11 protein-coding genes and 1 other RNA gene are annotated in these 11,852 nt (G+C 62.6%); 7 read left to right on the forward strand and 5 right to left on the reverse strand.

The annotated features are described in order from the left end of the window. Positions 1 to 20 precede the first annotated feature (20 nt). On the forward strand, positions 21 to 503 hold the full coding sequence (gene smpB, locus SAJA_RS06570; RefSeq protein WP_123657869.1) for an SsrA-binding protein SmpB: 483 nt from the start codon (positions 21 to 23) through the stop codon (positions 501 to 503). 69 nt (positions 504 to 572) lie between these two features. Continuing rightward, positions 573 to 931, forward strand: a transfer-messenger RNA (tmRNA) gene (ssrA, locus tag SAJA_RS06575). Positions 932 to 1,115: 184 nt separating this feature from the next. Here the strand turns inward: ssrA and SAJA_RS06580 are convergent. Continuing rightward, positions 1,116 to 1,946 carry a sulfite exporter TauE/SafE family protein gene (locus SAJA_RS06580; protein WP_221180149.1) on the reverse strand — a complete coding sequence of 277 codons (831 nt, stop codon included), beginning with the start codon at positions 1,944 to 1,946 and terminating at the stop codon, positions 1,116 to 1,118. A gap of 158 nt (positions 1,947 to 2,104) precedes the next feature. Between SAJA_RS06580 and SAJA_RS06585 the strand changes: the two genes are divergently transcribed. Then, positions 2,105 to 3,847: a potassium/proton antiporter gene (locus SAJA_RS06585; RefSeq protein ID WP_123657871.1), complete on the forward strand. Its 1,743-nt coding sequence runs from the start codon at positions 2,105 to 2,107 to the stop codon at positions 3,845 to 3,847. 7 nt (positions 3,848 to 3,854) lie between these two features. Here SAJA_RS06585 and SAJA_RS06590 read toward each other — a convergent pair whose 3' ends face one another. Together SAJA_RS06590 and ppsR are read right to left on the reverse strand one after the other, a co-directional pair. After that, the gene (locus SAJA_RS06590; protein WP_123657872.1) at positions 3,855 to 4,331 is read right to left on the reverse strand and encodes a DUF1249 domain-containing protein; all 477 of its coding nucleotides are present in this window, start codon (positions 4,329 to 4,331) and stop codon (positions 3,855 to 3,857) included. A gap of 35 nt (positions 4,332 to 4,366) precedes the next feature. After that, positions 4,367 to 5,206, reverse strand: coding sequence for a posphoenolpyruvate synthetase regulatory kinase/phosphorylase PpsR (gene ppsR / locus SAJA_RS06595; protein ID WP_123657873.1), 840 nt, complete (start codon positions 5,204 to 5,206; stop codon positions 4,367 to 4,369). A 167-nt stretch (positions 5,207 to 5,373) separates the two neighbouring features. Between ppsR and ppsA the strand changes: the two genes are divergently transcribed. Further along, a complete protein-coding gene (gene ppsA / locus SAJA_RS06600) occupies positions 5,374 to 7,743 on the forward strand; it encodes a phosphoenolpyruvate synthase (RefSeq protein ID WP_245963245.1) in 2,370 nt (789 codons plus the stop codon). A 17-nt stretch (positions 7,744 to 7,760) separates the two neighbouring features. Beyond that, the gene (locus SAJA_RS06605) at positions 7,761 to 8,753 is read left to right on the forward strand and encodes an MBL fold metallo-hydrolase (protein ID WP_184999780.1); all 993 of its coding nucleotides are present in this window, start codon (positions 7,761 to 7,763) and stop codon (positions 8,751 to 8,753) included. Here the strand turns inward: SAJA_RS06605 and SAJA_RS06610 are convergent. After that, complete coding sequence (locus SAJA_RS06610; RefSeq protein WP_123657875.1) at positions 8,750 to 9,517, reverse strand: competence/damage-inducible protein A; 768 nt, start codon at positions 9,515 to 9,517, stop codon at positions 8,750 to 8,752. The two genes, SAJA_RS06605 and SAJA_RS06610, sit on opposite strands and share 4 nt — an antisense overlap. A gap of 63 nt (positions 9,518 to 9,580) precedes the next feature. Beyond that, the gene (gene grxD / locus SAJA_RS06615) at positions 9,581 to 9,916 is read right to left on the reverse strand and encodes a Grx4 family monothiol glutaredoxin (RefSeq protein ID WP_245963246.1); all 336 of its coding nucleotides are present in this window, start codon (positions 9,914 to 9,916) and stop codon (positions 9,581 to 9,583) included. Positions 9,917 to 10,111: 195 nt separating this feature from the next. Here grxD and SAJA_RS06620 point away from each other — a divergent pair, with 195 nt between their 5' ends. Further along, positions 10,112 to 10,717 (forward strand): superoxide dismutase, encoded by a 606-nt coding sequence (locus SAJA_RS06620; protein ID WP_123657876.1) that lies wholly within the window; start codon positions 10,112 to 10,114, stop codon positions 10,715 to 10,717. A gap of 150 nt (positions 10,718 to 10,867) precedes the next feature. Further along, complete coding sequence (argF, locus tag SAJA_RS06625) at positions 10,868 to 11,770, forward strand: ornithine carbamoyltransferase (protein WP_123657877.1); 903 nt, start codon at positions 10,868 to 10,870, stop codon at positions 11,768 to 11,770. Positions 11,771 to 11,852: the final 82 nt, after the last annotated feature.

The following is an 11,852-nucleotide window of genomic DNA, read 5'->3' on the forward strand; positions in this document are numbered from 1 at the left end:
TAGCGCTATACTAAGTCCATATGAGCAAGGCTAAAGACAACAAGACACCGCAGGGCTCGACCATCGCGCTGAACCGTCGCGCCCGCCACGACTACTTCCTGGAAGACAAGTTCGAGGCCGGGCTCGTGCTGGAAGGCTGGGAGGTTAAATCCCTGCGCGCCGGCAAAGGCCGCGTGGCCGAAGCCTATGTCCTGATGAAGGACGGCGAAGCGTTTCTGCTGGGCAGCCATATCCAGCCGCTGGAATCCGCCTCGACGCATGTCCTGGCCGATGCCACACGCACGCGCAAGCTGCTCCTGCACGACCGCGAACTGGCCTCGCTGATCGGCGCGACCGAGCAGAAAGGCTATACCATCGTGCCGACCGCCATGTATTGGCGCCGCGGCAAGGCCAAGCTGGAAATTGCCCTGGCCAAGGGCAAGGCCAAGTACGACAAGCGTCAGACCAAAAAGACCCAGGACTGGCAGCGGCGCAAGGCCCAGATCATGCGTAGCGACGGCTAGATGCCATTTAGTTGAAAAACAGGCGACCCGCTCCATCATTCAGGGTGTTACACTGAACGCTTAGTTTTCGGGGGCGACATGGCTTCGACGCGGATGTCAAAACCCAAGGTGCATGCCGAGGTTGCAATCTTCCTCGTTAATCCGGTTGCAACTTAAGCTAGTTGCGAACGACGACAACTACGCACTAGCGGCTTAAACCCCGCTAGCGTCCGCCTGGTGAGTGTCTGTGCTCCCAGCAACGGATGTCATATTACATAGACTCGCGGTAAAGCCCCGTTTCGGGCTGATCCGTTAAGAACAAACGAAGCTACGCGCAGGTTGTCCCTTTTCGTCGGGTAGCCTGTGCCGACAATCAAAGACGAGATAAGCATGTAGATCCAAGGGTCGAGAATCCGCGGACGCGGGTTCGATTCCCGCCGCCTCCACCATTTGAAACCCCTGCCGGGTAACCGACAGGGGTTTTTCATTGTCTGACGGCAGCATCTTGCAGCGTTTACGGGGCAAGCGTGGCGCCTGTTAAGCACCACCGTCGCTGACCGCTCAACGCTGAGATACTGACGCTCTTGTCTATCTCGGCGCTGGCCGGCTGGCCAAGACCCACTGCCCCACGGCCTATGCCGTTATCAACGGCTTGGCCAGCATGAAGATCGCGATCACGACCATCGCGATCGCGAACACCCGTTGGAGCTGCTGCCCGGCCAGGCGCTCGGCGCCGTAACGACCGAGCGTCATGCCGAGCAGCCCGCCGAGGATGAAGCCGGCGGCGATGATCGGGTCGAAGACACGCCCAGCCGCCAGCGTGGACACGACACCCGAGAGCCCGATTAATACGATTACGAAAAGCGACGTGGCCACCGCGCGATGAATGCCCATCTCGGTGATCCACACAAGCGCCGGCACGATGAGAAAGCCGCCGCCGACACCGAAAAACCCCGACCCCACGCCCACCAACAAGCCAACGCCGGCAAGTGCGGCGCTGCACGGGGCATTCAGTCGCAGGCGTCCATCGGTGGCGTAGCGACACACCGTGGCCGCATCGTCGCCGGCGCGCTCAGCGACACGGGCCCGCACGACTCGGGCATCCTGCGGCGAACGCGCCGCACGTACGAGCATGCGCGTGGCAACGCCAAGCATCAGGACCGCAAAGGCCAAAAGGGTCGCGGTTTCGCTGACCCGATCGCCCATCCAGACGCCGACCGGTGCGGCGACCATGCCGGCCAAGGCGAATATAACGCCCGCGCGCCATTCGATCACGCCGCGGCGGGCGGCCTGCACGACGCCCGAAGCCGCGGTGAGTGCGACGGCCACCAGCGACAGGCCGATCGCCTGGCGTGGCGCCACGCCAAGACCATAGATCAACAGCGGCACCGCGAAGATCGAGCCACCGCCGCCGGTCAAACCCAGCGCCAGGCCCACGATCGTGCCAAAGACGATACTCAGCACGCGCACACCCCGATCTGTAGGAATACTGGATTTATCATGCGATAAGGTTATTTGGTTATGCGCTGACTACAGGGTACGGCCCGATACATGACGGCTCAACACGAACCCATCGCTTGGCGGCATGTCCATAATGGGCTAAGGCCTCTAAGCGCAGCGCAATGACCGAAACCAATATCATCCTGTTCGTGGTGGGCCTGATTCTGTTCCTGAGCGTGATGGCCAGTGCGCTATCGCGCTTCGGCCCGCCGCTGCTGTTGATCTTTCTGGTCTGCGGGATGCTGGCCGGCAACGACGGGATCGGCCAGATCGGCTTTTCAAACGTGCCGGTGACGTATTTCATCGCCAATCTGGCATTGGCGATCATCCTGCTGGACGGCGGGCTGCGTACCCCGTTCAAGTCGTTTCGCGTGGGCCTGCGACCGGCGTTATCTCTGGCGACGGCCGGCGTGCTGGTCTCTGCCTCATTGGCCGGTGCCTTCATCGCCTTCGTGCTTGAGGTGGACTGGCGCTATGGGCTGCTGCTGGGCTCGATCGTGGCCAGCACGGATGCCGCGGCCGTGTTTTCGCAGCTGCGCAGTACCGGGGTGGCATTGAACGAGCGTGTATCGGCCACGCTGGAAATCGAGTCCGGCACGAACGATCCGATGGCGATCTTTCTGGTCACGTTTTTGATGACTGCCATCGGCAATGACGCGCCCTTTCAGGTCGGCACGGTGGCCATCGAGCTGATCCAGCAGTTCGGCATTGGCATCATCGGCGGCCTGACGCTCGGCACGGCACTGGCCTGGCTGGTCGCGCGCATCCCGCTGGTCGAGGGCCTGTATGCGCTGTTGATCGCATCCGGCGGGGTGATGGCCTTCACGGCGATCAACCAGCTGGGCGGCAGCGGGTTTCTCGGCATCTATCTCGTGGGGCTCGTGATCGGCAACCGACGCAATCAGGCCACCGAGCATGTCTTTCGCGTCATGGACGGACTGGCCTGGCTGGCTCAGGCCGGGATGTTCCTGCTGCTGGGCCTGCTGGTCAATCCCAGCCAGATCTGGGCCGATGCCGTACCGGCGTTTCTCATCGCCCTGTTTCTGATCTTCATCGCGCGGCCGGCTGCGGTATATGTCAGCCTCTTGCCGTTTCGATTTCCGATACGCGAGCAGGGTTTCATCGCCTGGGTGGGCCTGCGCGGGGCGGTGCCGATCGTGCTGGCGCTGTTTCCCTTGATGGCCGGGCTGCCGGATGCCCAGTTTCTGTTCGACATCGCGTTTGCCGTGGTGCTGCTGTCGTTGATCATCCAGGGCACGTCGCTGGGCGGCATGGCACGCCTGCTTAAACTGGAGGTGCCGCCGGAGCCGGAGCCGGTGGCCGCCTTTGCCCTGGAGGGCCAGCGCGGCGATGGCTATCAGCTGCTGGGATATCGCATCGAGAGTGCATCGATCATGTCGGGCGCCGGGGCCGCGCCCCTGCATCGGCTGGCCGATATTCGCGTGGCCGCCGTTGCGCGTCGTGGCCGGCTGATCCTGCCCAAGACCGGATTCACCTTCGCCTTTGACGATCTGGTCTACCTGATCGCCCCCAACCAGGCTCGTCACGAGCTGGCACGGCTGTTCCAGGGCGAAACCCGGGACCCGATCACCCAGCCCAATCGTTTCTTTGGCCCATTCACGATTCATGCCGATGCGCCGGCTGGCGAATTCGCACGGCTTTATGGCATTACATTGAACGGCGAGGAAGCCGATTTCACGCTGGGCCGGCTGGTGCGCCAACGCCTGCGCCGGCGCCCGGTCACCGGCGATGAAATCTATCTGGGCAGCGCTCGCCTGATCGTGCGCGAGATCGCCGACGGCATGATTTCAGAGCTGGGCCTGCAACTCGTGGAGCCGGAAGCCGAACGCGAGGCGCGCGGCTAGATACCGTCTAGCGCGTATCGTCGCGCGGCCGGTTGGCACCGCCGAAGCCGTGGCCCTGGGCCAGGCAATAGGCCAGCCATTTGTTGAGCAGCAGATTGCGTGGCCATTGCTCGGAGAGCACGTCTTCATCGATATTCGGTACGCCGGCCAGCGCGGCATAGCGCGAGCGTGCATCGCAATAGATCGCCTCGGCCAGTTCGGCATCGCGGTACACGCGCAGCGTGATGTCCGGATCGGCACGCGCGGCCTCGCCTTCACCGAACCAGTAGGTCAGGTTGAGCGTGGTCGTATAGCGACACCGCTCGATCACGCGAAGATACAGCGTGGCCTCTTCCCCGAGCGAGCGCGCCGTATCAAACGGCAGATCCAGCTCCGGGGCCAGGCGCTCGAAGCGCCGGAAGTTACTCTCGTAGAGCCCCATGAGGCCGGTAAAGCTGCGCGGCTCGGCGCCGGCCAGCCAGTGATTTCGCTTGAGTCTGGGCATCGCGTGAATATACGCCCGCGTGGGCGCTTTTCAAATCAGAACGAGCGCCGCCGCAGGCCACGGTCCTGCATGATCACGGCCGCAACCTCTTCAATCGAGCGGTTGGTGGTCTCAACGTAAGGCACACGGTGGCGCTTGTAGAGCGATTCGGCCTGGCGCAGCTCGTAGCTGACCTGGCCCATGGCGGCATACTGACTGCCGCGGCGACGCTCGCTGCGGATCTGATGCAGCCGATCGGCGCCGATATACAGCCCGTAGAGCTTATCGCGATGCGGGGCCAGTGCCGCCGGCAGGTGGCGAGACTCGAACTCGTCTTCGGTCAGCGGATAGTTGGCGGCGAAGATGCCGTGCTGCATGGCCATGTAGATACATACCGGTGTCTTGCCACAGCGCGAGGGTGCCATGAGGATCACCTCGGCCCGCGCGTAGCCGTTTTCGCCCACGCCGTCGTCGTGGGTCAGGGCATAGTTCATGGCATCAATTCGTGATTCATAGACCGCCTGGTCGGCGATGCCGTGGGCGCGGCCCATCTGATGCGACGACTTGGCCTCGAGTGCGGCCTCCAGCTGCGGCACGAAGGCATCGAACAGGTCCAGGAACACGACGTTGCCGCCGCGCAGCACCTCGCGCACCTCGTCGGAAACCGTGGTCGAGAACACGATGGGCCGGGTGCCCAGCGAGCGCCCGGTATGCTCGATGTATTCCAGCGCCTGACGGGCCTTCTCGGCCGAGTTGATGAACGGCAGCGTGGATTGTCGGAACTGGCGTTCATCGAACTGGGTGAGCAGCGTTGCCCCCAGCGTCTCGGCGGTGATGCCGGTCCGGTCAGAGACAAAGAAGACCGGGCGCTGGCCGCTATCGGATGTCGTAGTCATCGTGGCATGGTGCCGTGAATCATTTACCGCGTCGATGACACGACAGCCCTGTCATGACGCGGCCACCCGGCGCGCTACGTGGGCCGGAATCGTTCCCATGCGGGCACATGATTCCGGCTGTGTAGAATGCGGGCCGTTACAACTTGCCCAGTCAGAGGAAGTCACGCGTGAATAACTCGCAAGTGGTCTGGTTCAGCCAGCTTGGTATGAACGACGTCGAATCGGTCGGCGGCAAGAACGCCTCGCTGGGCGAGATGATCAGTCATCTGGCTGATGCCGGTGTCTCTGTGCCCGACGGCTTTGCCACCACGGCCGATGCCTATCGCGCGTTCCTGGCCCACGACGGCCTGGCCGACAAGATCAATGCCGCGCTGGATGATCTGGATGTCGACGACGTCGATGCCCTGGTTGCCACGGGCGAAAAGATCCGTAACTGGGTCATCGAACACCCCTTCCCGCCCGAACTCGAAGACGCGATTCGTGACGCCTTCGCGCAGCTCGCCGACGGTCATGATGATATCGCGGTCGCGGTGCGCAGCTCGGCCACGGCCGAAGATCTGCCCGATGCCTCGTTTGCCGGCCAGCAGGAGACGTTTCTCAACGTCCGCGGGCTGGATAACATCATGCTGGCGATCAAGGATGTCTTCGCCTCGTTGTTCAATGACCGGGCGATCTCGTATCGCGTGCACAAGGGCTTCGAGCACAGCCAGGTGGCCCTGTCGGCCGGTATCCAGCGCATGGTGCGCGCCGATACCGGGGCCAGTGGCGTGATGTTCACCATCGATACCGAATCCGGTTTCGACAAGGTGGTTTTCATCACCAGCTCCTGGGGCCTGGGCGAGGCCGTGGTTCAGGGCGCGGTCAATCCCGACGAGTTCTATGTCTACAAGGACAATATCGATGCGAGGCGCCCGGCGATCCTGCGCCGCGTGAAAGGCGGCAAGGCCATCAAGATGGTCTATACCGCGGATCGCAGCCACGGCAAGACCACCGAGTTCGTGGACGTGGCGGCCGCCGATCAGGCGAAATTCTCGCTCACCGACGCCGACGCCGAAGCCCTGGCCGCCCAGGCCCTGATCATCGAGCGCCACTATGGCCGGCCGATGGATATCGAGTGGGGCAAGGACGGCGAGACCGGCCAGCTGTTCATTCTTCAGGCCCGGCCCGAGACCGTGAAATCCAACGCCACGACGCTTGAGCGCTATCAGCTGGATTCGGCCGGCCATGACGTCGTGGTCGAAGGCCGCTCGATCGGCCAGCGCGTGGGTGCGGGCCGCGTGCGCAACGTCGCCTCGATCAAGGAGATGAACAAGGTCGAGGACGGCGATATTCTGGTCACCGACATGACCGATCCCGACTGGGAACCGGTGATGAAACGGGCCGCGGCCATCGTCACCAATCGCGGGGGGCGCACCTGTCACGCGGCCATCATCGCCCGCGAGCTGGGTATTCCGGCGGTCGTGGGCTGTGGTGATGCCACGGAAAAACTGGCCGACAAGGCCGAAGTGACCGTCTCGTGCGCCGAGGGCGATACCGGCTATGTCTACGACGGCATCATTGATTTCAATATCGATGAAGTCTCGCTCGACAAGATGCCCGAGATCGACACCAAGATCATGATGAACGTGGGCAACCCCGAGCGGGCCTTCGATTTCGCCGGTATCCCCAACGCCGGCGTCGGCCTGGCGCGGCTGGAGTTCATCATCAACCGCCAGATCGGCGTGCATCCGAGAGCGCTTCTCGAATACGACGCGCAGCCCGAGGACTTGAAGCGCCAGATCGATGCGCATATCGCCGGCTACAACAGCCCGCGTGAGTTCTATGTCGACCGGCTGGTCGAGGGCATCTCGACCCTGGCTGCGGCCTTCTACCCCAAGCCGGTGATCGTGCGCCTGTCGGATTTCAAGTCCAACGAATACGCTAACCTGCTGGGCGGCGCGGCCTACGAACCGGAAGAAGAAAACCCCATGATCGGCTGGCGCGGCGCCTCGCGCTATCTGGCCGCGGACTTCCAGGCCTGCTTCGAGCTGGAGCTGGAGGCCATGAAACGCGTACGCGGCGACATGGGCCTGACCAACGTGCAGATCATGATCCCGTTCGTGCGCACGCTGGGCGAGGCCAAGGGGGTCTCCGAACTACTCGAGTCCCACGGCTTCGTACGCGGCGAAAACGATCTCAAAGTGATCATGATGTGCGAGCTGCCCAGTAACGCCGTGCTGGCCGACGAGTTCCTCGAATACTTCGACGGCTTCTCGATCGGCTCCAACGACATGACCCAGCTCTCGCTGGGGCTGGATCGCGACTCGGGGCTGATCAGCCACCTGTTCGACGAGCGCGACCCGGCGGTCAAGATCATGCTGGAAAAAGCCATCTCGGCCTGCAAGCGCAACAACAAGTACGTGGGCATCTGTGGCCAGGGGCCCTCGGACTATCCGGATCTGGCCAAGTGGCTGCTGGAGCAAGGCATCGAGTCCATGTCGCTCAACCCCGATACGGTGGTCTCGACCTGGCTGTATCTCGCGGGCAAGAAAGTCTGAATATCGCAGCCAAGCTGTTGGGCGACGCCCCACGACCGGATCTACCGAGCACGCCGACCGATCATTTTGACGGTCGGCGTTTCTTCTATCCGGGGCGCGCCGAGACGCCGTGCCGACAGCGCGATCTGTGGCGCTGGCTCATCACGCGCCGGGCGAATCTGGTGGCCTGGACGCCCGCGCCACGCCAGCCGCGTGTTCCCGTTGCCGAGCGCGTGGCGGGCTTACGTGTCACCTGGATCGGCCACGCCACGGCGCTTATCCAGATCGCCGGGGTCAATGTTCTCACCGATCCGGTGTTCGCCGACACGGTCAGTCCGTTGCCGGGGATCGGCCCAAAGCGTGCCCATCCGCCGGGGATCGCCTACGGCGATCTGCCGCCCATTGATGTCGTGCTCATAAGCCACGCCCACTATGACCATCTCGAAGCCGCCACGATTCGGGCACTCGCTAGCGACCATGCGCCCTGCTTTGTGGCCGGTCTGGGGCTTCATGTCTGGTTGGAGAAGCACGGCGCCGCACGGGTCACGACGCTGGACTGGTGGCAGGCCGGCCATGTCGGCGCGCTGACGATCACTGCCACGCCGGCCAAGCACTGGTCTCGGCGCGGTGTGTTTGATCGCAACCGCGTGCTGTGGTGTGGCTATGTCATCGCCTGTGGCGGGCAACACGTTTATTTTGCCGGAGATACCGGCTATGACGCTGCGTTGTTCGCGGCGATCGCCACGCGTTTTCCGGACCTGGGCTGTGCCCTGCTCCCCATCGGCGCCTATGAGCCACGCGTGTTCATGGCCGCCCAGCACATGAACCCCGCCGAGGCGGTACAGGCCTTTGAAGCATTGGCGCCTGCATCGGCGATCGCGATTCATTTCGGCACGTTCCGATTGACCGACGAATCCCGTGAGGCCCCGGCACGCGATCTGGCGGCGGCCTTATCGACGACTCAGGCCACGCGTTTCATCGTGCCGGTATTCGGCGCACCGATTGATTTGGACCGGCGCGCCCCCGATTAACGCTGGCGCGCTTCGCCGAGCGGCACACTCTTGGCCACCAGGGCCTCGTACAGGCTATCGAACGCCTCGGCGGCCACGCCTGGCATGCCGCTCACGCCGAACTCGATGGCGCGACGGCCGTCGGCTGCCGGCAGGCAGGCAATGCGCGCGCCCGGATGGGCATTCATGACCGACTGCATCAACTCGATCAACGCGCTTTCCGGGGTATCAAACACCTCGACCAGATATTCAACGCGCCGCTCGTGGCTGTGTAGTGCGGCGTAATGTGTGTCGAGCACCCACTCGATCATGGGCCAGGCCATGTTGGGAAAGCCGGGCACGAAATGATGATCGCCCAACGAGAAGCCGGGCACCTGATTGATCGGGTTCGGTATAACCTTTGCCCCGACTGGCCACTCCACCATATGAATACGCTGGGGATAGGCCTTGTCGCCCCATTTTTCTTCAAGAATCGCCCGGCCATCGGCGTTGAACTCGAGTGCGACACCGGCCGCGGCCGCCGCGCACTGGCGCGTCCGGTCATCGGGCGTGGCGCCGATGCCGCCAAAGCTGAACACGATATCCGGGCTCGACAGCGTTTCACGCAACGTGCGTGTCAACAGATCGGCGTCGTCGCCGACCATGCGCGCCCATGACAATTCCATGCCGCGCGCTGAAAGTCGCTCGATCACGGCGGGCATGTGCTTGTCGGCGCGTTTGCCGGAAAGCAGCTCATCACCGATCAATACGATACCGAGACGAGGCGTCGGAGAATCTTGTGTCATGGGATCGTCGCGTTCATTAAAAAGGCCGGCGAGAAGCCGGCCTTTTCGTTTGAGGTGCGTCGCTTACGAGGCGCTGCCGGCGCTGGCGTTTTCCAGCATGGTCTTCAGCTCGCCCGACTGGAACAGGTCGATGATGATATCCGAGCCACCCACCAGCTCGCCGCTCACGAACAGCTGCGGAATCGTCGGCCAGTTGGAATAGACCTTCACGCCCTGGCGATAGATTTCTTCGTCGTCGAACACGTTGACCGCCTTGAAAGCCACGCCACAGGCCTTGAGCGCTTCGGCGCTGCGTGCGGAAAAGCCGCACTGCGGGAAATCGGGCGTGCCTTTCATGTACAGCACGACCGGGTTGGTCTCGACTTCGTTCTTGATGACTTCCATGGCCTTGGCACTCATCAGCGAATCCTTTATCGGCTGGAGATATGTGATCAATGGCCGAATATAGGTGCCAACGCGCCATGATCAACCCCCGGCAAGGACTCCTACCAAACAGCAACAGCCGCTAATGCGATAAAGGCTTTGAAAAATATCGGTCAAACCTTATATAAATAGGAGACGTCAATTCATTTGCGTCATCAAAAGGACGACAACATGGCATTTGAACTGCCCGACCTGCCCTATGACTACGACGCGCTCGAGCCCTATATCGATGCGCGCACGATGGAAATCCATCATCAGAAGCATCACAACGCTTACCTGACGAAGTTCCAGAAAGCGATCGAAGGCACGGAACTCGAAGACCAGGATCTGGAAACGATTCTGGCCAAGGCCGGCCAGCACGGTTCCGGCGTGCGCAACCAGGGCGGTGGTTATTTCAACCACATTCTGTTCTGGGAATCGATGAGCCCCAACGGTGGCGGCAAGCCCAGCGGTGCGCTGGCGGATGCCATCGATTCCAGTTTCGGCTCGTTCGACGACTTCAAGGAGAAGTTCACCGGTGAGGCCACCGGCCTGTTCGGCTCCGGCTTTGTCTGGCTCGTGCCGGACAACGGCAAGCTCAAGATCGTGCCCACGCCCAACCAGGACAACCCGGTCATGGACGTGGTTTCGGAATCCGGCAAGCCGATCATGGGTCTGGACGTGTGGGAACACGCCTTCTATCTGAAGTATCAGAACAAGAAGCCGGACTATGTTGAAGCCTGGTGGAGTGTGGTCGACTGGGACGGCATCTCCAAGAAGTTCGACGCCGCCGGCTAAGCCAGCGCGCATGTCGCCAGTCCGAGGCCTCGTCGCATTGCGACGGGGCCTTTTTTATTGGACGATAGCCGATTGTCTCGTGTGCCCCGACGTAGCCGCCCAGACCGCTGCCCGGCCACGAGCGGCCCACGCCTACACAATCCGACGCTCATGACCGCGCGACATTTTCTAAGCCTCGACGATCTCGGTCGCTCGGGTATTCTTTCTGTCATCGAAAGCGCAATTGCCCGCAAGCAGCGCGCGCCAGCCGATCGCCCGTTCGTGGGCAAGACGCTGGCGATGGTCTTTGAAAAAGCCTCGACCCGTACCCGCGTGTCGTTCGAGGCGGGCATGACCCGGCTGGGCGGCCATGCGATCTTTCTGTCGCCCGGGGATACCCAGATTGGGCGCGGGGAGCCGGTCGCGGATACGGCGCGTGTCTTGTCCGGCATGTGCGATGCAATCATGATTCGTAACCACTCGCACGCCGTGCTCGAGGAGTTTGCGGCGTATTCGCGCGTGCCGGTCATCAACGGGCTGACCGATCGCCTGCATCCCTGCCAGCTGCTGGCCGATCTACAGACCTACGTCGAGCATCGCGGCGATATCACCGGCCGGACCGTGGCCTGGATCGGTGATGGCAACAACATGTGTCATTCCTATATCAATGCCGCGCGGCTTCTGGGCTTCACGCTGAAAATCGCTACCCCCGCAGGCTATGCCCCGGACGCCGATATCCTGGCGCGCGGCGGTGATCATGTGGTGGTCTGCGACTCGGCACACCAGGCCGCGGACAACGCCGATCTGGTGGTTACCGACGTATGGGCCAGCATGGGCGATGAACAGAGCCGCGAGAAACGCCTGGCTGATTTCGCCGCGCATCAGGTCAACGATGCCTTGATGCGTCAGGCCAAGGCCGATGCGTTGTTCATGCACTGCCTGCCGGCCCATCGCGGCGAAGAAGTCAGCGCCAGCGTCATCGACGGCACCCAGAGTGTGGTCTGGGACGAGGCCGAGAACCGCCTGCACGCACAGATGGCGCTGCTGCTCAAACGGCTCGGTATCGCGTCATAACCCGCCCCGCGCGCTGGCCACGCTAGGGCCTGTTGCCGTTTCATGCGAGTCCGCGCCAAGCGCTGTTTTGCGGCAAGACGAG

This window comes from Salinisphaera japonica YTM-1 (assembly GCF_003788585.1).
In the GTDB taxonomy this organism is placed as follows: Bacteria; Pseudomonadota; Gammaproteobacteria; order Nevskiales; family Salinisphaeraceae; genus Salinisphaera; species Salinisphaera japonica.

What these genes read in the sequence shown, in the direction of transcription:
- smpB (WP_123657869.1), top strand. Translation starts at nt 21, where the DNA reads ATGAGCAAGGCTAAAGACAACAAGACACCGCAGGGCTCGACCATCGCG.
- SAJA_RS06585 (WP_123657871.1), top strand. Translation starts at nt 2,105, where the DNA reads ATGACCGAAACCAATATCATCCTGTTCGTGGTGGGCCTGATTCTGTTC.
- SAJA_RS06590 (WP_123657872.1), bottom strand. Translation starts at nt 4,331, where the DNA reads ATGCCCAGACTCAAGCGAAATCACTGGCTGGCCGGCGCCGAGCCGCGC.
- ppsR (WP_123657873.1), bottom strand. Translation starts at nt 5,206, where the DNA reads ATGACTACGACATCCGATAGCGGCCAGCGCCCGGTCTTCTTTGTCTCT.
- SAJA_RS06610 (WP_123657875.1), bottom strand. Translation starts at nt 9,517, where the DNA reads ATGACACAAGATTCTCCGACGCCTCGTCTCGGTATCGTATTGATCGGT.
- grxD (WP_245963246.1), bottom strand. Translation starts at nt 9,916, where the DNA reads ATGAGTGCCAAGGCCATGGAAGTCATCAAGAACGAAGTCGAGACCAAC.
- SAJA_RS06620 (WP_123657876.1), top strand. Translation starts at nt 10,112, where the DNA reads ATGGCATTTGAACTGCCCGACCTGCCCTATGACTACGACGCGCTCGAG.
- argF (WP_123657877.1), top strand. Translation starts at nt 10,868, where the DNA reads ATGACCGCGCGACATTTTCTAAGCCTCGACGATCTCGGTCGCTCGGGT.